Source organism: Pseudomonas nitroreducens TX1 (assembly GCF_000313755.1).
In the GTDB taxonomy this organism is placed as follows: domain Bacteria; phylum Pseudomonadota; class Gammaproteobacteria; order Pseudomonadales; family Pseudomonadaceae; genus Pseudomonas; species Pseudomonas nitroreducens_A.
Window position 1 is genome coordinate 20,339 of record NZ_AMZB01000117.1, and the last position, 17,944, is coordinate 38,282.

The window sequence follows — 17,944 nt, forward strand, 5'->3', positions numbered from 1 at the left end:
TGGGGTGGAGCTATGAAAACACCGGGGCCACCATCGACGGAAATGGATCGGCTTAAGGGTGACCATCGATGAAATTGATGGAAGGCCAGGACAGCTCAAGCTGGCTCCTGAAATGTCGCGCCTCGCCCGTGACCGGGTCGATGAACTCCAGTTGCCGGGCCAGCAACTTCAGCGGCTTGGCGAAATCTTCCGGCGGCCGCTCACCGCGCGGCGGCAGCGTCGGGTAGAGCGGGTCGAAGCACAGCGCCGCGCCCAGGCCGGACATGTGTACGCGCAACTGGTGACGCTTGCCGGACACCGGGTGCAATCCATAGCGCCATAGAGTGCCGCGTTGCTCGAGCACCTCGATATGTGTTTCGCTGTTGGGCTCGCCTTCCACCTCCTGCATGCGGATGAACGGGTCGCCCTCGACCATCCGCGAGCGATGCACCAGGGGGAATTGCAGTTGCGGCAGCGCCGGGGCGATGGCCTCGTACAGCTTGTCTATACGCCGCTCGCGGAACAGCGCCTGGTAGGCATCGCGGTTGGCCGGATTGGCGGAGAACAGCACCAGCCCGGCGGTGAGTCGGTCGATGCGGTGCAGCGGTACCAGCAGCGGATTGTCCAGGCGCCTGGTGAGACGGGCCAGGAGGGTTTCCTCGACATACTGGCCCGCGGGCGTCACCGGCAGGAAGTGCGGCTTGTCCGCCACCACCAGATGATCGTCGGCATACAGGATGCTTTCCTGGAAGGGGATCGGCGCTTCCAGCGGCACCTCGCGGAAGTAATGGATGCGCAGGGCTTCGCGGTAAGGGTGCTCGGCACCGATGGGTTGGCCGTCGTTGTCCAGTACCTTGCCGCGCGCCATGCGGTCCAGCCAGGTGTCGCGGCTGATCGCCGGGAAACGCGCGCACAGGCAATCGAGCACCGTCGTCCAGGGCCCGGCGGGCAGGTGCAGGATACTGGCGCGTTGCTGGGCAGTGGAGAAGCGGGAGCTGGACATGCGGGCAGGCGACCGGGTTTGACAGGCTGCGCATTAGGCCGCAGCGGCGTGGCGGTCGTCAAAGCCGCACGACTTCCGGTCTTTCAACCGGTCGTTGTCAGGCAGGGATCGGGTTGATCTCCACCGTGATATGCGCCAGTTCTTCATGGACCTGCAGGCGCTGGCGCACCAGCTCGGGTGTCAGCTCGCCGTTGCTGGCGAGGCTGAGGATGCAGGCGTAGCGCGACTTGCCCACCCGCCACAGGTGCAGGTCGGTGATGCGCGCCGGAGCGGGCAGCTCGGCGACCACCTCGCGGATTTCCTCCACCACCGGGGCGTTCATCTCCGCGTCGAGAAGCACCCGGCCGCTCTGCTTGAGCAGGCCGACCGACCATGCGGCCACCAGCACCGCGCCGACCATGCCCATCAGCGGGTCGAGCCAGGCCGCGCCCCAGATCAGGCCGCCGATCAGGGCGATGATCGCCGCCACCGAGGTGGCAGCGTCGGCGAGTACATGCAGGTAGGCGGCGCGCAGGTTCAGGTCGTGGCCATGATCGTGACCATGATGGTCGTGGTGATGATCGGGACCATGATGGTGATCATGGCCGTGGTGATGATGCTCGCCGCGCAGCAGCCAGGCGCAGGCCAGATTCACCAGCAGGCCGATGACCGCGATGGCGATGGCCTGCTGGTAATGGATAGGCGAAGGGGAGAGCAGCCGGGCGACGGACTCGAACAGCATCAGCGCCGCCACTCCCAGCAGCAGGATGGCGCTGGTGTAGCTGGCGAGGATCTCGATCTTGTAGGTGCCGAAGGCGAACCGCGCATCACCCTTGAAGCGCCGTGCGGCCACATAGGCGAAGAACGCCAGGCCCAGCGCCAGGGCGTGGGAGCTCATATGCCAGCCATCGGCCAGCAGCGCCATGGAGTTGAAGATCCAGCCGCCGGCGATCTCCACCACCATCATCACCACCGTCAGCAGCGCGGCGCGCAGGGTATTGCGTTCGGCCAGGGGATTGCCTTCGTGAAACTGATGGTCGTGGCGACCGTCTTGCGGGTGGGCGGCATGCTGCATGATGATGGTCCGTAGAATCTGTCCGGATACTATACCCCAGTATACCTTTGGAGTTTTGACGTGGGACATACCATCAAGGACCAGAAGAAGCTGCTGACCCGGGTGCGGCGCATCAAGGGCCAGAGCGAGGCGCTGGAACGGGCGCTGGAGGCGGGCAGCGAATGCGCGGCGATCCTGCAGCAGATCGCCGCCATCCGGGGTGCGGTGAACGGCCTGATGGCCGAGGTGCTCGAAGGCCACCTGCGCGACCACCTGGGTGCCGAAGACCGCACCGCGGCGCAGCGCCACGATGACCTGGAGGAGGTCATGGGCGTGCTGCGCTCCTATCTCAAATAGCCCCGCTCAACTGGACAGCCGTACCGCCAGTTCATCCACGTCTTCGGCCCAGTCCGAGTCCTGCTGCCAGGCCTCGCGCAGGAACTGGGCCTGGGCCGGGCTCCAGAAGGGCGCGTCGGGGAGTTTCTGGCCTTCGAACAGGCGGTGGTTACCGAGAAAGGCATCGATGTCGCTGCGGCTGTCGGGCAGCCCCAGTTGCTTGAACAGGTTGGCCAGGGTGTGCGGCGTGGTATCCATCGTGGTCTCCTTGGGGCGCCGGGCACGCCAGCATGGCGTGCAGCAATGCAACAACTATAGGAGCAACCGCCGGGCAAGGTGCGGATTGGCAATTGCGGCGGAAATAGATAGCCTGCTTTCAATCGTCCCCGCACACGCTCCGCCACCCACCGTCAGGCCCGTCCATGAGCTCGTCCGAGCAGCGAACCGCCTCCGTCACCCTGCGCATCCTCGCGACCGTCTTCTTCACCTTTGTCCTATTCCTGAGCATCGGCCTGCTGTTGCCGGTGCTGCCCGGCTTCGTCCACGACAGCCTGGGCTACTCCACGGTCGTGGCCGGGGCGGTGATCGGCCTGCAGTACATCGCCACCCTGGTCTCCCGCCCCTTGGCTGGCCACGTGGCCGATACCTACGGCGCCAAGCGCGCCGTGCTGTACGGCCTGGGTGTGCTGGGCGCCGGCGGCGCGCTGGTGCTGGCGTCCACCAGCGTCGGAGCAGTGACCTGGCTGAGCCTTGCGCTGCTGCTTTTCAGCCGCCTGCTGTTCGGCCTGGCGCAGGGGTTGCTGGGAATCGGCACGGCGAGCTGGGGGATTGCCCTGGTCGGCACGCAGAACACCGCCAAGGTGATTTCCTGGAACGGCATCGTCAGCTACGGCGGCATCGCCATCGGCGCGCCGCTGGGGGTGGCCATGTCCGGCTCGCTGGGACTGTGGAGCCTGGGGGCGAGTATCCTCGCGCTCACCGCGCTGGGCTGGCTGGCGGCCCGTGGCCGGGACGAGGTGCCGACCATTCCTGGCACGCGCATGGCCTTCCACGCCGTGCTCGGCCGCGTGCTGCCCTACGGCATGTGCGTGATGCTGGGCTCCATCGGCTTCGGTACCCTGGCGACCTTCATCACCCTGTATTACGGCAGCCAGGGCTGGGCGAACCCGGCCTGGTGCCTGACGGCGTTCGGCGTCTGCTTCGTCGGCGCGCGGCTGATCTTTTCCGGCATGGTCAATCGCTTCGGCGGGTTTGCCGTCGCGGTGGTCTGCCTCGGGGTGGAAGTGTGTGGCCTGCTGCTGCTCTGGCAGGCGCCGGGGCCGGGATTTGCGCTCCTGGGCGCAGCGCTGACCGGCTGCGGCCTGTCGCTGGTCTATCCGTCGCTGGGCGTCGAGGCGGTGCTGCGCATCCCGGCCAGCAGCCGCAGCGCGGGCCTGGGCGCCTACGCGCTGTTCTTCGACCTGGCGATGGGGGTTGCCGGCCCGCTGATGGGCCTGGTCGCCGCCCACCACGGCTACGCATCGATCTTCCTCGCCGCGGCCGGCCTGGCGCTGTGCGGCTTCGTCATCTGCTTCGGCCTGCTGCGCTTCACCCGGCAGCGGCACGAGGAACTGCCCAAGGATTGATGGGAGTGCGGCGGCCGGGTTCGCGAGCAAGCTCGCTCCTACAGGTCCGTGCCGCGGCGGCCGGCCTTTTGTAGGAGCGAGCTTGCTCGCGAACCGCATCACACCGGCGGAAACGCCTTGAAGACGTCCAGCGCCTCGGCCTGTTCCGCCCAGTCGCGCACCGCCGGGTAGCTGTCCGCCGGGATGTCCTCGCAGTGCAGCAACTGCACGAAGGTCCAGGCCACTGCGATGCTCAGCCCGGCCTGGTCCAGCGGCGCGCCGGCGTCCAGCGACATTTCGCGCAGCTCGCCCTCCAGCTGCGCCAGGGCGGCGTGCAGTTGCTGGTCGACCCGCTCCTGCCAACTGACGAGTTGCTTGTCCTCGGGGCGCTGCTGCTCGTAATAGCGCTGCACCGCCTTCTCCATCACTGCCAGGGCCAGGCCCAGCAGGCGCGTGGCGCGCAACCGCGCAGCCGGCTCGAGGGGCATCAGGCTGCGCCCGGCCAGATGTTCGAGGTAATCGATGATCAACGTGGAGTCCATCAGCACCTCGCCGCCGCCCAGCACCAGGGTCGGCGCCTTCACCACCGGATTGATGCCGCGGAATTCCTCGTAGGTGCGGAACACCGACAGCGGCTGGTGGCTGAATTCGATGCCGAGCAGGCGCAGGGTGATGGCGACGCGGCGCACGTAGGGCGAGTCGAGCATGCCGATCAGGTGCGGAAGCTTCTGTTGCATGGGTACGTCCTGTTAGTGGAAATTGCACAGTGGCTGGCGCGGTTGTCCGCCCGTGGCCATGAATCTAGCGGCTTTGGCTGTTTGGAAATAGCGACGATTAATGACCGATTCGGTTAGGAAAACTTACATGAGCGCATTACCGCCGCTTTCCGCCCTGCGCAGTTTCGAGGCCGTGGCCCGACTCGGCAGCGTAACCCTGGCGGCCTGTGAGCTGCACGTTACGCATTCCGCCATCAGCCAGCAGGTGCGCCAGTTGGAAAGCCTGCTGGGCATCACCCTGTTACAGCGCGAAGGCCGGGGATTGCGTCTGAGCGAGGAAGGTCGCCTCTATGCCCTGCAGATTCGCGGCGCGCTGCGCGATATTGCAGAGGCGACCCGCCTGGCGAAGGCGCGGCCGGGGGAGGACGAGCTGGTGGTGGCGCTGACGCCGTCCTTTGGCCAGAAGTGGCTGCTGCCGCGCCTGCCGGCCTTCCGCGCGGTTTATCCACAGTACCGCCTGCGCCTGTTGGCCAGCCTTGAAGTGATGGACCTGCGCCAGGGCCTGGCCGATGTGGCCATCCGCATCGGGCAGGGGCACTGGGAAGGGCTGGCGCAGGAGCGACTGTTCGAGGACGAAGTGGTGGTCGTCGCTGCGCCGGACTTCAATGGTGGGCGCCTGCCCCGAACGCCGGAGCAGATCCTCCGCTGCCCGCGCGTTACCGGCTTCGAATCCTGGCTGGACTGGTGCCAGGCGGCGGGTGTGGCGGTCCCGCAGGAGCCGGCGGAATTCGTGGTGAACGACTCCAACCTGAGCATCGAGGCGGTGCGCATGGGCCAGGGCATTGGCCTGGAGCGCCGCAGCCTGGTGGCGGGCGCATTGAAAAGCGGCGAGCTGGTAGCACTGAGCGATCTGCGCGTGCCGTACGGCTTTCCCTACTGGCTGGTGTGGCCCGAGCGCGAGGCGACCCAGGCCAAAGTGGCGGCGTTCGCGCAGTGGCTGTCTGGCGAGGTGGCCGAGTATCTGCGTTCCGTCGCGGTAGATTGACGGGGCGCAGGAGCGGACTTCGGCCGCTATGGATTCGAATCGCGCCGGAGATCATCGCGGGCATGACCCGCTCTTTCATGGAGCATCGTGGCTGGCCGACGGGCGCGTGCTTTGCCGGTCGATCCAGGACCGGCACAAGGCCGGCCCCGGCTGGCCTCAGAAGACTTCTTCGATGTAGTGGAACGGGTAGTCCGGGCTCTTGTACTTGCCGATCTTGCCGCGCTTGGGCAGCTTCACTTCCTCGCGCGGGATTTCCTTGTACGGCACGTGCTTGAGGATGTGGCTGATGACGTTCAGGCGCACGCGCTTCTTGTCCTCGGAAGGCGCGACGATCCACGGCGCCCAGGGCGAGTCGGTGGCGGCGAACATCAGGTCGCGGGCGCGGGTGTACTCGTCCCAGCGGGTGAAGGACTTCACGTCCATCGGTGACAGCTTCCAGATCTTGCGGCCGTCGGTGATGCGGTCCTTCAGGCGGCGCTCCTGCTCCTCCGGGCTGACCTCCAGCCAGAATTTCAGGAGGATGATCCCCGATTCGGTGAGCATCCGCTCGAACAGCGGGGTCACGGCCAGGAACTTGTCGGCCTGCTCTTCGGTGCAGAAGCCCATCACGCGCTCGACACCGCCTCGGTTGTACCAGCTGCGGTCGAAGATCACCACTTCACCCGCCGACGGCAGGTGGCGGATATAGCGCTGGGCATAGAGCTGGGATTTCTCCCGCTCGGTGGGCGTGGGCAGCGCCACCACGCGGAAGACTCGCGGGCTGACGCGCTCGGTGAGCGCCTTGATGGTGCCGCCCTTGCCGGCGCCGTCGCGGCCTTCGAAGACGATGCAGACCTTCAGCCCCTTGTGCACCACCCATTCCTGCAGTTTGACCAGTTCCACGGAGAGCTTCTTCAACTGCTCCTCGTAGTCCTTGTTCTTCATTCTGCCTTGCGGTTTGACAACCTTGGTTTCGGCTTTGCTCTTCTTGCCCATCGTGGTCTCCATGTCGGGGCGTCGGGGTACCACTCCAGAGCATAGCGGTGGTTGGCCATCGAGCATCTGCGAAAGCGATCCGTTGTCCGCCGGACTTTGCCGCTAGCTGATCGGAAAGATCACTCAACACGTCGGTAGTGGAGCCGATCCCTCTGCCGGAAGTCCACGAACACACTGGCGCGCTTTTCTTTTCGCGTGCGCACAGGAGTGCGTCGCGTCGTCTTCTTCCGCTTCGGATCGATCTGACTCATGCGCTGGAAAACCATTCGCAAGGGCGGCCAACGCGCGTTGGCCGCTACCCTGTATCCCCATCTGCACTGGCGCTGGTCGCGTTGCATCCAACTCATGCCGGTGCTGTCGCAGAGTTACAGGAACGGTTTGCCTCCCGCCCAGAAGCACTGGCGCAAATACCTGTGCCGCCACTGGAACATCCGCCGCCGGCTTGCTGCGCTGCTCGAGCACTATTCGCAGCTGGATTGCCTGCCCGGAGCCTGGCGAGAGAAGTTGCTGGCGCTGGGGGCGGTGCCCCTCAGCCGGGTTCCTCTGAAAAGCGGCGATACGCTGGAAGTACTGCTGGAACCCTCGGACTTCCACCGTGAGGGAGAGCTTGGCCTGTACCTGCGCAACGGCGAGGGCGAGCGCCTGTACTCCCTGAGTTTCACCTTCGGCAAGAATGGCCGGTTGCTGATCGGCGGGTTGCAGGGCCCTCGCACGACGATGGATGAAGGCACGGTCAAATGGCTGGGCAAGGAAATGTTCGGCCTGCGCCCCAAGAGCCTGCTGCTCACCGCTCTTTATGCGCTGGGCGAGCAGATGGGCGGCCGGCAATTACTGGGCATCAGCGACGCCGCGCATACCTGTTCGCACAAGCTCAGGTCCAGTTATGACGCGTTCTGGCTGGAGGCCCAGGGCAATCGGCATGACCACCACTGGTACCGCCTGCCCGAGCGCGAGCCGGTGCGTGACATCGCCGAGGTGAAAAGCCAACGGCGCAGCGAATTCCGCCGCCGCGAAGCGCTGCGCGAAGAGGTCGCCGGCTCCATCCGCCGAGCCTGGGAGCAGGGGGCCGTAGCCGCCTGGGCCGGTCTGTAAAAAACTGCCCCGCCCGCGCGCTTTTTTGGTGAAATGCCCGTCATCCCCGGCGGGCGCTTTCCATCGCCCGCTCCGCACCAGGAGAGACGATGAGCGAGCAGCGACTGACCCCCGGCCTGATGGTGATCCACGGCAACCATCCGGAAGCGCTGCGCGACCTGCTGGTGCAGTGGATGAGCCTGCACCCGCTGGCGCCGCTGGAAAACGAGGTCATCCTGGTGCAGAGCAACGGCATCGCCCAGTGGCTGAAGCTGGCGCTGGGACGCGACGTCGAGGAGGGCGGTTGCGGCGTCACTGCCGCGCTGGACGTGCAACTTCCCGCGCAATTTCTCTGGCGCGCCTACCGCGGCGCGCTGGGCCGCGATGAAATTCCCGAAGTCTCGGTGCTCGACAAGGGCCCGCTGACCTGGCGCCTGATGCGCCTGCTACCCACCCTGTTGGAACGCGATGAGTTCGCCACCCTGCAGCGCTTCCTCTCCGACGATGCCGACCTGCGCAAGCGCCACCAGTTGGCCGAGCGCCTGGCTGACCTGTTCGACCAGTACCAGGTCTATCGTGCCGACTGGCTGGAGGACTGGAGCCGGGGTGCCGACCAGTTGCGCCTGGCCAATGGCACGGTGCGCGAGCTGGAGGCGGACAATCGCTGGCAGGCTGCGCTGTGGCGCGCGCTGCTCGACGATGTCGGCCCGCAAGGCCTGGCCACCAGCCGTGCCGGCGTACACGGGCGTTTCATCGAGAAGCTCAAGGCCGCCGAGCAGCCGCTGCCGGGACTGCCACGGCGTGTGGTGGTGTTCGGTATCTCGGCCATGCCCGCGCAAACGGTGGAGGCTCTAGCCGTGCTGGCGCGCCACGCCCAAGTGCTGCTCTGCGTTCACAACCCCTGCCGTCACCACTGGGCCGACATCGTTGCCGACAAGGACCTGCTGCGCCACGAATACCGTCGCCAGCGCCGCCGCGCCGGCACTCCCGAACTGCTCAGCGAAGACCAGCAGCACCAGTATGCGCAGCCGCTGCTGGCCGCCTGGGGCAAGCAGGGTCGCGACTACATCAACCTGCTCGACCAGTACGACGATCCGGAAAGCTACCGCGCTCGCCTGGGCGCGGTGAGCAACGGGCGCATCGACCTGTTCAGCGAAGTGCAACCGAACAGCCTGCTCGGCCAGTTGCAGGACGACATCCTCGAGCTGCGGCCGCTCAACGAGACCCGCGAGCACTGGCCGGCGGTCGACCCGCAGACCGACGACTCGGTGCGCTTCCACGTCGCCCACAGCCCCCAGCGCGAAGTGGAAATCCTTCACGACCAACTGCTCGCGCGCTTCGACGCCGATCCCACGCTGCGCCCGCGCGACGTGATCGTCATGGTCCCGGACATCAACCCCTACGCACCGCACATCGAAGCGGTGTTCGGCCAGATACCGCGCGACGACAAACGCTTCATCCCCTACACCCTGGCCGACCAGGGCCAGCGCGGCCGCGAACCGCTGCTGGTGGCGCTGGAGCACCTGCTGCGGCTGCCCGACAGCCGTTTCGCGGTAAGCGAAATCCTCGACCTGCTGGATGTCGCCGCCGTGCGCGCGCGCTTCGGCCTGGCCGACGCCGACCTGCCGCTGCTGCGCCGTTGGATCGACGGTGCCGGCGTGCGCTGGGGCCTCGACGGCCAGCAGCGCGAACGCCTAGGCCTGCCCGCCGCCGCCGAAGCCAACAGCTGGCGCTTCGGCCTGCGGCGCATGCTGCTGGGCTTCGCAGTGGGCGAGGGCGAAGCCTTCCAGGGCATCCAGCCCTACGCAGAGATCGGCGGGCTCGATGCCGCCGCCCTTGGCCCGCTGGCCGGGTTGCTCGGTGCGTTGGAAGAAGCCTGCGACCTGCTCGCCGAGGAAGCCGATGCGGCGACCTGGGTGCAGCGCCTGCGTGCTTTGCTGGAAGACTTCTTCCTGGTGAGCGACGACCACGATGAACTGCTCCGCCAGCAACTGCTGAACCTGCTCGAAGGCTGGCTGGAAACCTGCGGCTACGCTGGCTTCAGCGACCCGCTGCCACTCTCGGTGGTGCGTGAGGCCTGGCTCGGCGGCCTGGATGCCGGCGGTCTGAACCAGCGCTTCCTCGCCGGTGCAGTGAGCTTCTGCACGCTGATGCCGATGCGTGCGATTCCCTTTCAGTTGGTCTTTCTGCTGGGCATGAACGACGGCGACTACCCGCGCCCGCAATCGCCGCTGGACTTCGACCTGATGCGCAACGACTACCGCCCCGGCGACCGCTCGCGGCGCGAGGACGACCGCTACCTGCTGCTCGAAGCGTTGCTCTCCGCGCGCCGCCAGCTCTACGTCAGCTGGGTTGGCCGGAGCATCCGCGACAACAGCGAGCGCCCGCCGTCCGTGCTGATAGGCCAATTGCGCGACCACCTCGCCGCTGGCTGGCGCAGTGCCGAGGGCGGTGACCTGCTGCACGGCCTGACCCTGGAGCACCCGCTGCAACCCTTCAGCCGCGTTTATTTCGATGCGTCCTCGGTACAGGGTATCGACGGGCTCTACACCTATGCCCGCGAGTGGCGAGATGTCCACCGCGAGTACGGTGGCGAGACGACTGATGCGCCGCTGTCGCCGCCGGTGCTGGACGCACCCATCGGCCTGCGCGTGCTCGCCGACTTTCTCGCCAACCCGGTCGGCGCCTTTTTCCTGCAGCGTCTCAAGGTGCGTTTCGGCGAGGAGCACCTGACCGGCCAGGACGAAGAGCCCTTCGAGCTGAATGGCCTGGATGTGTGGCAGTTGCAGTTCGAACTCTGCGAGCGCCTGCGCCCGTGGGTGGAACAGCACTGGCAGGCCGATCAGCTCACGGTGCAACTGAGCGCCCAGGTGCAGCGCCTGCGCCGTGAGGGCCGGCTACCGCTGGCGGCGTTCGGCGACTTCTCCGCCCAGGCGCTGGTGGCGCCGCTGCACGACCTGCTGGCGCGTTACCGCGAGCAACTGGAGCACTGGTCGCGGGTGGAAGACGAGCAGCGTGAACTCGTCCACCAGCACGCCGGCATCGAGCTGGCCGACTGGCTCGGCGGTCTGCGCCGCAACGCCGACGGCCAGCTCGCCAGCCTGCAACTGGTCAGCGGCAAGCTGCATGAAGGCAAGGGCTACAAATGGCATGGACTGGTGCGCCCGTGGGTGCGCCACCTCGCGCTGCAGCTGTGCGGCGAACCGGTGACCAGCGTGCTGGTCGGCCTGACCGGCACCCTCGAATTCCCGCCGATGCCGGCGCAGGAAGCGCGCGCCGAGCTGAACGCGCTGCTGGACGCCTGGTTCCAGGGCATGAGCCGCCCGCTGCCGGTCGCCTGCAAGGCAGCGTTCGCCTGGCTGGCCGCCGGAGCAGACGCAGAGCGTGCTGCCCGTGAAGCCGCCAAGCGCTATGACGGTGGCTTCAACCTGAGCGGCGAGGCGACGTCCTCGGCAGCGCTGGCGCGCGTCTACCCGGATTTCGCCGCGCTCAACGCCAGCGGCGAATTCGCGGCCTGGGCCGAAGCGCTCTACGGGCCCTTGTTCGAACTTCTGCAGCGCAAGGAGGCCGGACAATGAGTGCCGTCGAGCTCAATCCTCTCGATTTCCCGCTGCACGGCAGCCGGCTGATCGAGGCCAGTGCCGGTACCGGCAAGACCTTCACCATCGCCTTGCTATACGTACGCCTGGTCCTCGACCACGGCGGCGAGCAGGCCGCGTTCGGCCGGCCGCTGAGCCCGCCGGAAATCCTCGTGGTGACCTTCACCGAAGCCGCAACCCAGGAACTGCGCGAGCGTATCCGTGCGCGCCTGGGCGAGGCCGCGCGCTGCTTTGCCGAGCCCGAACAGAAGCACGACGGCCTGCTGCTGAAGCTGCGCGACAGCTACGCCGCCGAGCGCTGGCCCGGTTGCGCACGCCTGCTGCGGCTGGCCGCCGAATGGATGGACGAAGCCGCCGTGTCCACCATCCACAGCTGGTGCTACCGCATGCTGCGCGAGCACGCCTTCGACAGCGGCAGCCTGTTCACCCAGGACCTTGCCGCCGACCAGAGCGAACTGCTCGCCGAGGCCGTGCGCGACTACTGGCGACGCAACTTCTACCCGCTGGGCGCAGCCGCGGCCAATGCCGTGCGCCATTGCTACGCCGGCCCCGAAGCGCTGGCCCGCGCCCTGCAACCGTTGTTGGCGGCGCAGGAGGCCGGCTTCCGCTACGCCGACCAGCCGCTGACCGCCCCGGCTTCGCTGGCCGAACTGCTGGAAGCCACCGGTCAGTTCTACGACGAACTCGCCGCCGCCGAAACCCGCGCCCGCGAAGCCTGGGCGGCGGATCGCCAGGGCGTCGCCGAACTGCTGCGCAACCTGCGCGGCGACCTCAACGGCAACAGCTATCGCGGCAAGGATGACGATGCCGTGTTCGCCGGCTGGATCGAGGCACTGGATGCCTGGAGCGACGGTGCCGACGCGCCGGACAACCTGGCGAAGTTCGGCCAGACGCGGATCAAGCTGAAAGCCAAGGCCGTGGTGCCGGAACACCCGGCGCTGCTGGCCATCGACGCCTGGGTCGAACGTTCCGAGCAGCGCCCGGAGATCGCCCCGCACCTGCTGCTGCATGCACTGGGCGAAGTGCGGCACAACCTCGAAGTGGAAAAGCAGAAGCGCGCCGAACTGGGCTTCGACGACCTGCTGGTGCGCCTCGACCGCGCCCTGGCCGGCAGCGGCGGCGAGCGCCTGGCCGAGCGTATCCGCGAGCAGTTCCCGGTGGCGCTGATCGATGAGTTCCAGGACACCGACCCGCTGCAGTACCGCATCTTCGAGCGTGTCTACCGCATCGGCGAGAACCCGCGGAACCTCGGCCTCTTTATGATCGGCGACCCCAAGCAGGCGATCTACGCCTTCCGTGGCGCCGACATCCACACCTACCTGCGCGCCCGCGCCGCCACCGCCGGACGGCACTACACGCTGGGCACCAATTACCGCTCCACCCTGGCCATGGTTAACGCGGCCAACCGCTGTTTCCTCTACGCCGAAGCCCACGGACGCGGTGCGTTCCGCTTTGCCGTGGAAGGCCAGGAAAACCCCGTGCCCTTCCTCGAAGTGGGCGCCCGTGGCCGCGATGAAACACTGCTGCTCGAAGGCAGCGAAACGCCGGCCATGACCTTCTGGCAACTGGACAACGAGGGGCAGGTCTGCGGCTCCACGCTGTATCGCCAGGAGATGGCCGCGCGCAGCGCCAGCGCTATCCAGCGCTGGCTGAGCTCGGCGCAGAGCGGCTTCCGCGATGCCGATGGCCAGTGGCGTGCCTTGCGTCCCGCCGACATCGCAATCCTCGTGCGTGGCCGCAGTGAAGCGGAGGCGGTGCGCGGCGAACTGGCGAAACGCCGGCTCGCCAGTGTCTACCTGTCGGACCGTGACTCGGTGTTCGACAGCCCCGAAGCCGTCGACCTGCTGCACTGGCTGCGCGCCTGCGCCGACCCCGGCGACGATGGCGTGCTGCGCATCGCCCTGGCCACCCGCAGTCTGGCGCTGGACTGGGCGACCCTGGAACGGCTGAACCAGGACGAGCGCTTCTGGGAAGACATGGTGCTGCGCTTCCGCGACTACCGCCTGCTCTGGCAGCAACAGGGCGTGCTGCCGATGCTGCGCCGCCTGCTCGCCGACTTCGCCCTGCCGGCGCGCCTGCTACGCGAAACCGACGGCGAACGCAGCCTGACCAACCTGCTGCACCTGGCCGAATGGCTGCAGCGCGAGGCTGTTGAGCTGGATGGCGAGCATGCGTTGCTGCGGGTACTGGCCGAGCAGCTGGAAAACCCTTCCAGCGAAGAAATCCTCCGCCTGGAAAGCGACGCCGACCTGATCAAGGTGGTGACCATCCACAAGTCCAAGGGCCTGGAATACCCGCTGGTGCTGCTGCCCTTCATCTGCACCTGGCGCGAACTGGATGGCAAGAGCGGCAACCCGCCGAGCTTCCAGTCCGGCGAATCCCGCGTGGTCGAGCTGGCCCGCGACAAGGAACTGACCAAGGCGGCGTTCCAGCAGGCCAACGACGAACGCCTGAGCGAGGACATGCGCCTGCTCTATGTGGCCCTGACCCGCGCGCGCCATGCCGTGTGGCTGGGCATGGCGCCGCTGGTGATGAGCAACAGCAAGAACCCCGAACTGCACAAGGGCGCCATGGGCTACCTGCTCGGCGGCGGCAATACGCTGTCCATCGAGGACGTGACCACGCGCCTGGTCGAGCTGCAGGCCGGGCAGCCCCTCATTGCCCTGGAGCCGGCGCCACAGATCGGAAGCGAGCAGTTCGTCGGCGTTCAGGCCGGCGAGCTGGGCGCCGCGCGCGAACCGCGCCGCCGGGTGGCGGAAAAGTGGTGGATCGCCAGCTACTCGGCGTTGGCCAACATGACCGCCGTGGGCGCCAGCGAGGACGACAGCGAAGTCGCCCCCGCGCCGGCCGCCGACGAACCTATCAGCGCCGGCGAAGACCTGCTGCGTGAAAGCAGCCTGGAAGAACACCGCGAGCTTGAAGCGGTGCCCGCACCCTTCAGCCTGCACGCCTTCCCGCGCGGTGCGAACCCCGGCAGCTTCCTCCACGGCCTGCTGGAGTGGGCCGCCGACGAAGGTTTCACTGCCGACGAAGAACAGCTGCGCGACCAGATCGCCCGGCGCTGCGCCGTGCGCGGCTGGGAAGAGTGGATCGAGCCACTCACCGGCTGGCTGGGCCAGTATTTGCGCACGGCTTTTTGCCTGCCCGCTGCGGCCCCGGTCAGCCTGTCCGGGCTGGTCACCTTTCAGAAGGAAATGGAGTTCTGGTTCTCCACCCGCAATGTCGACACCCAGCGCCTCGACGCCGCCGTGACCCGCCACACCCTGGGCGGCGCAGCGCGGCCGACGCTGCAGCCGAACCTGCTCAACGGCATGCTCAAGGGCTTCATCGACCTGGTATTCGAACACGAGGGCCGCTACTACGTGGCCGACTACAAGTCCAACTGGCTGGGGGCGGACGACGAGGCCTACACCCAGGCGGCGCTGCGCGAGGCGCTGCTGGAGCACCGCTACGACCTGCAATACGCGCTCTACCTGTTCGCCTTGCACCGGCTGTTGCAGGCGCGCCTGCCCGACTATGACTACGACCGCCACATCGGAGGCGCGATGTACCTGTTCCTGCGCGGCAGTTCCTCGGCAACCCAGGGCATGTACCTGGAGCGCCCGCCCAAGGCACTGATGGACGAACTGGACCGCCTGTTCCGAGCGGAGATGCCGGCATGAAGAATACTGCCGAGATGCTCGAACTGATTGGCCGCTGGGCCGAGCGTGGCTGGCTGCGCGAGCTGGACCGCGCCTTCGCGACCTTCCTGGTAGAACGCGCGGCGGATGCCGACCCGTTGCTGATCCTCGCCGCCGCCCTGGCCAGCCACCAGCTCGGGCGCGGGCACGTCTGCCTCGACCTGGAAGCGACCCTGGCCGACAGCCGCTTTGCCCTGTCCCTGCCGCCCGAAGGCGATTCGGTCAAGGACGCACCAGAACTACCCGGCGTGCTGCTGGATGGCTTCGACCTCGATGCCTGGCGCGCCGTGCTCAACGACCCGCGGCTGGTCGGCGTTGGCCCAGGCGACACGCCGTTGGTGCTCTCCGGCCGCCGCCTGTATCTGCGCCGCTACTGGCAGTACGAGCGCGAAGTGCGCGCCGGTATCGACCAGCGCCTGCGGCAGGGCGATGCACTGCGTGCCGCACTGCCTGCCGCACAGCTGCGCCAGGCGCTGGATGCGCTGTTCCCGAAAAAGGCAGGGGCGCCGGCGGATTGGCAGAAGCTCGCCTGCGCGCTGGTCGCCGGCAACGCCTTCGGCATCGTCACCGGCGGCCCCGGCACGGGCAAGACGACCACCGTGGTGAAGCTGCTCGCCCTGCTGCAAAGCCTGGCGCTGGGGGAGGGCGGGCGACCGCTGCGCATCCGCCTCGCCGCGCCCACCGGCAAGGCGGCCGCGCGGCTGAATGAATCCATCGCCGGCGCCGTGCAGCGCCTGGATCTGGCCGGTCTGGCCAATGGCGAAGCGGCGCGCGAAGCCATTCCGACCGAAGTCACCACGTTGCATCGCCTGCTCGGCAGCCGGCCGGACAGCCGTCAATTCCGCCACCACGCTGGCAACCCGCTGGCGCTGGAGCTGCTCGTGGTGGACGAAGCCTCGATGGTCGACCTGGAAATGATGGCCTCGCTACTCGCCGCGCTACCTGCGCGAGCGCGGCTGATTTTGCTGGGCGACAAGGACCAGCTGGCCTCGGTAGAGGCTGGCGCGGTACTCGGCGAGCTGTGCAGCCGCGCCCGTGAAGGTCACTACCGTCCGGCCACCCGCGACTGGCTGGAAGCGGTGACCGGCGAGGAGATCGCCCCGGCGCTGCTGGACACCGCCGGCAGTGACCTCGACCAGGCCGTGGCCATGCTCCGTCACAGCCACCGCTTCAGCGCCGAGAGCGGGATCGGCCAATTGGCCGAAGCGGTCAACGCCGGTGATGTTCCGGCCTTGCGCCAGGTCTGGAAGGCGCAGCACGAAGACCTCGCCCGCATCGCCGTGGATGCCCGGGAAACCCGCAGCCTGCGCGATCTGGTGATCGACGGCGGGCGCGGCGGCGACCTGTTCGGCCCGGTCGGTTACGCCCATTATCTGTGTGTGGTCAGCGGTTCGCGCCCGGCCGACGACGCCGATCAGGCCGCGCTGGATGACTGGGCGCGAAAGGTGCTCGAAGCCCATGGCCAGTTCCAGCTGCTCTGCGCGCTGCGTCGCGGGCCCTGGGGCGTGGAAGGGCTGAACCTGCTGATCGGCGACCTGTTGCAGCGCGAGGGCCTGATCCCCTCCGCCCATGGCTGGTTCACCGGGCGCCCGGTGCTGGTCACCCGCAACGACTACGGCCTGGGCCTGATGAACGGCGACATCGGCATCACCCTGGCGCTACCGCAGGCGGCCGACGACGGGTCGCTGCGCTGGGTGGCCCGCGTGGCCTTCCCGGCGGGCGACGGCAGCGACGCCATCCGCTGGATCCTGCCCAGCCGCTTGCAGGCGGTGGAAACGGTGTTCGCCATGACCGTGCACAAATCCCAGGGCTCGGAATTCACCCACGCCGCGCTGCTGCTGCCCGACAGCCTCAATCCGATCCTTACCCGCGAGCTGGTCTACACCGGCATTACCCGCGCGCGCAAATGGTTCACCCTTGCCAGCGCCGGGCGCGGCTGGCAGGTGCTGGAGGCAGCGACTGAGCGACGGGTGCAGCGGGCGAGCGGGCTGCTGGATCGGTCGTGATTTAGCGACGCTGGCCGGGGCGACCCATGGCGCCATGAGGCTCCGTCAGGTCGGCTGATCGCTGCACCAGTCCTCGACGAGCAGCCCCGGTACCCGGCGAAACTCGCGGGTGTTGTTGGTCACGACGATGCATTGGGTCGCCAGGGCATGCCCGGCGATGCCCGTGTCGTTCGGGCCGATCGGCGTGCCCGCGTCGAGCAGTTGCCGCATCAGCTTCGCGGAGGCATCCACGGCGTCGCTATCCCAGGGCAGCACGTCATCCAGACGCTGAACCAGCGCGTCGATCCATGCCGTCACTGCTCGGGGGGCTTTGGGTGATGCCGCGCCGTAGCGCAGCTCCGCATAGGTGATAGCCGAGATCACCAGCCGATTCCCGGCTTCCGCGGCGTGCTGCAGTCGCTGTAGAACCTGCGGTGGGTTCTTGCGCATGATGAACGAACAGATGTTGGTATCCAGCATGTAGGTCACGGGAGCCGCCACAGGTCACTCCTCGCCGTCGCTGAAATCGACCCGGCCGGGTTCGATCACCGTGGGGCGATCGGACAGAATGTCGGCATCGATGGGCTCAAGTTCGGCCAAGCTGCTCCAGGTGGGGCGGGCCGGACGCAGCGTCAGGGTGTCGCCTTCACGGGTCATCACCAACTCGGTCACGCCCTTGAACTCCATGTCCCGGGGGATTCGGACGGCCTGGTTCTTGCCATTGCGGAACAGGGAAACGGTGGTGGTCGGCATGGTGCACCTCCTGGTCAAGGGGAACGAAACCTGAGGACTACAGTTTAACATATGCCAGGCATATGTCCGTATCGGGGGTGGAGCCGCGACGGGTGCCAGCCCGCATTTCCCCGCTTTTTAGATTTGTCTGATGTCCACCCGGCAAGCTTTTCGCCAGGCTGGCAG

Annotated in this window: 14 protein-coding genes; 7 read left to right on the forward strand and 7 right to left on the reverse strand. The window is 67.4% G+C overall.

What is annotated here, in order from left to right; genetic code table 11:
• Window positions 1-52: 52 nt before the first annotated feature.
• Complete coding sequence (locus C167_RS0116445) at window positions 53-982, reverse strand: pseudouridine synthase (protein ID WP_017519381.1); 930 nt, start codon at window positions 980-982, stop codon at window positions 53-55.
• 97 nt (window positions 983-1,079) lie between these two features.
• A complete protein-coding gene (gene dmeF, locus C167_RS0116450) occupies window positions 1,080-2,036 on the reverse strand; it encodes a CDF family Co(II)/Ni(II) efflux transporter DmeF (RefSeq protein ID WP_017519382.1) in 957 nt (318 codons plus the stop codon).
• Between the two features lie 60 nt (window positions 2,037-2,096).
• Here dmeF and C167_RS0116455 point away from each other — a divergent pair, with 60 nt between their 5' ends.
• Window positions 2,097-2,372 (forward strand): metal/formaldehyde-sensitive transcriptional repressor, encoded by a 276-nt coding sequence (locus C167_RS0116455; protein WP_017519383.1) that lies wholly within the window; start codon window positions 2,097-2,099, stop codon window positions 2,370-2,372.
• Between the two features lie 6 nt (window positions 2,373-2,378).
• On the opposite strand, the gene C167_RS0116460 is transcribed toward C167_RS0116455, so the two are convergent.
• Window positions 2,379-2,609: a DUF2789 domain-containing protein gene (locus C167_RS0116460; protein ID WP_017519384.1), complete on the reverse strand. Its 231-nt coding sequence runs from the start codon at window positions 2,607-2,609 to the stop codon at window positions 2,379-2,381.
• A 164-nt stretch (window positions 2,610-2,773) separates the two neighbouring features.
• Between C167_RS0116460 and C167_RS0116465 the strand changes: the two genes are divergently transcribed.
• Entirely contained in the window at window positions 2,774-3,976 is a 1,203-nt protein-coding gene (locus tag C167_RS0116465; protein WP_017519385.1) for an MFS transporter, read from the forward strand.
• A 98-nt stretch (window positions 3,977-4,074) separates the two neighbouring features.
• Here C167_RS0116465 and C167_RS0116470 read toward each other — a convergent pair whose 3' ends face one another.
• Window positions 4,075-4,692 (reverse strand): glutathione S-transferase family protein, encoded by a 618-nt coding sequence (locus C167_RS0116470; RefSeq protein ID WP_017519386.1) that lies wholly within the window; start codon window positions 4,690-4,692, stop codon window positions 4,075-4,077.
• A 127-nt stretch (window positions 4,693-4,819) separates the two neighbouring features.
• Here C167_RS0116470 and C167_RS0116475 point away from each other — a divergent pair, with 127 nt between their 5' ends.
• Complete coding sequence (locus C167_RS0116475; RefSeq protein WP_017519387.1) at window positions 4,820-5,716, forward strand: LysR substrate-binding domain-containing protein; 897 nt, start codon at window positions 4,820-4,822, stop codon at window positions 5,714-5,716.
• Between the two features lie 156 nt (window positions 5,717-5,872).
• On the opposite strand, the gene ppk2 is transcribed toward C167_RS0116475, so the two are convergent.
• Window positions 5,873-6,691: a polyphosphate kinase 2 gene (ppk2, locus tag C167_RS0116480; protein WP_017519388.1), complete on the reverse strand. Its 819-nt coding sequence runs from the start codon at window positions 6,689-6,691 to the stop codon at window positions 5,873-5,875.
• 249 nt (window positions 6,692-6,940) lie between these two features.
• Here ppk2 and C167_RS32650 point away from each other — a divergent pair, with 249 nt between their 5' ends.
• From C167_RS32650 to recD, 4 genes are all read left to right on the forward strand, one after another.
• Window positions 6,941-7,783, forward strand: a complete 843-nt coding sequence (locus C167_RS32650) for a VirK/YbjX family protein (RefSeq protein WP_017519389.1) — start codon at window positions 6,941-6,943, stop codon at window positions 7,781-7,783.
• 89 nt (window positions 7,784-7,872) lie between these two features.
• The gene (recC, locus tag C167_RS0116490) at window positions 7,873-11,340 is read left to right on the forward strand and encodes an exodeoxyribonuclease V subunit gamma (protein ID WP_017519390.1); all 3,468 of its coding nucleotides are present in this window, start codon (window positions 7,873-7,875) and stop codon (window positions 11,338-11,340) included.
• Window positions 11,337-15,023, forward strand: a complete 3,687-nt coding sequence (recB, locus tag C167_RS0116495; protein WP_017519391.1) for an exodeoxyribonuclease V subunit beta — start codon at window positions 11,337-11,339, stop codon at window positions 15,021-15,023. The genes recC and recB overlap by 4 nt, the downstream gene beginning before the upstream one ends.
• Window positions 15,020-17,047, forward strand: coding sequence for an exodeoxyribonuclease V subunit alpha (recD, locus tag C167_RS0116500; RefSeq protein WP_017519392.1), 2,028 nt, complete (start codon window positions 15,020-15,022; stop codon window positions 17,045-17,047). The genes recB and recD overlap by 4 nt, the downstream gene beginning before the upstream one ends.
• 45 nt (window positions 17,048-17,092) lie before the next feature.
• Here the strand turns inward: recD and C167_RS0116505 are convergent, their stop codons facing one another.
• Both C167_RS0116505 and vapB read right to left on the reverse strand, forming a co-directional pair.
• The gene (locus C167_RS0116505; protein WP_037006188.1) at window positions 17,093-17,506 is read right to left on the reverse strand and encodes a type II toxin-antitoxin system VapC family toxin; all 414 of its coding nucleotides are present in this window, start codon (window positions 17,504-17,506) and stop codon (window positions 17,093-17,095) included.
• Window positions 17,507-17,530: 24 nt separating this feature from the next.
• Window positions 17,531-17,779: a type II toxin-antitoxin system VapB family antitoxin gene (gene vapB, locus C167_RS0116510; protein WP_017519394.1), complete on the reverse strand. Its 249-nt coding sequence runs from the start codon at window positions 17,777-17,779 to the stop codon at window positions 17,531-17,533.
• Window positions 17,780-17,944: the final 165 nt, after the last annotated feature.

What these genes read in the sequence shown, in the direction of transcription:
- C167_RS0116460 (WP_017519384.1), bottom strand. Translation starts at nt 2,609, where the DNA reads ATGGATACCACGCCGCACACCCTGGCCAACCTGTTCAAGCAACTGGGG.
- recC (WP_017519390.1), top strand. Translation starts at nt 7,873, where the DNA reads ATGAGCGAGCAGCGACTGACCCCCGGCCTGATGGTGATCCACGGCAAC.
- recB (WP_017519391.1), top strand. Translation starts at nt 11,337, where the DNA reads ATGAGTGCCGTCGAGCTCAATCCTCTCGATTTCCCGCTGCACGGCAGC.
- dmeF (WP_017519382.1), bottom strand. Translation starts at nt 2,036, where the DNA reads ATGCAGCATGCCGCCCACCCGCAAGACGGTCGCCACGACCATCAGTTT.
- C167_RS0116465 (WP_017519385.1), top strand. Translation starts at nt 2,774, where the DNA reads ATGAGCTCGTCCGAGCAGCGAACCGCCTCCGTCACCCTGCGCATCCTC.
- C167_RS0116445 (WP_017519381.1), bottom strand. Translation starts at nt 982, where the DNA reads ATGTCCAGCTCCCGCTTCTCCACTGCCCAGCAACGCGCCAGTATCCTG.
- C167_RS0116505 (WP_037006188.1), bottom strand. Translation starts at nt 17,506, where the DNA reads ATGCTGGATACCAACATCTGTTCGTTCATCATGCGCAAGAACCCACCG.
- ppk2 (WP_017519388.1), bottom strand. Translation starts at nt 6,691, where the DNA reads ATGGGCAAGAAGAGCAAAGCCGAAACCAAGGTTGTCAAACCGCAAGGC.
- recD (WP_017519392.1), top strand. Translation starts at nt 15,020, where the DNA reads ATGAAGAATACTGCCGAGATGCTCGAACTGATTGGCCGCTGGGCCGAG.
- C167_RS32650 (WP_017519389.1), top strand. Translation starts at nt 6,941, where the DNA reads ATGCGCTGGAAAACCATTCGCAAGGGCGGCCAACGCGCGTTGGCCGCT.
- C167_RS0116475 (WP_017519387.1), top strand. Translation starts at nt 4,820, where the DNA reads ATGAGCGCATTACCGCCGCTTTCCGCCCTGCGCAGTTTCGAGGCCGTG.
- C167_RS0116470 (WP_017519386.1), bottom strand. Translation starts at nt 4,692, where the DNA reads ATGCAACAGAAGCTTCCGCACCTGATCGGCATGCTCGACTCGCCCTAC.
- vapB (WP_017519394.1), bottom strand. Translation starts at nt 17,779, where the DNA reads ATGCCGACCACCACCGTTTCCCTGTTCCGCAATGGCAAGAACCAGGCC.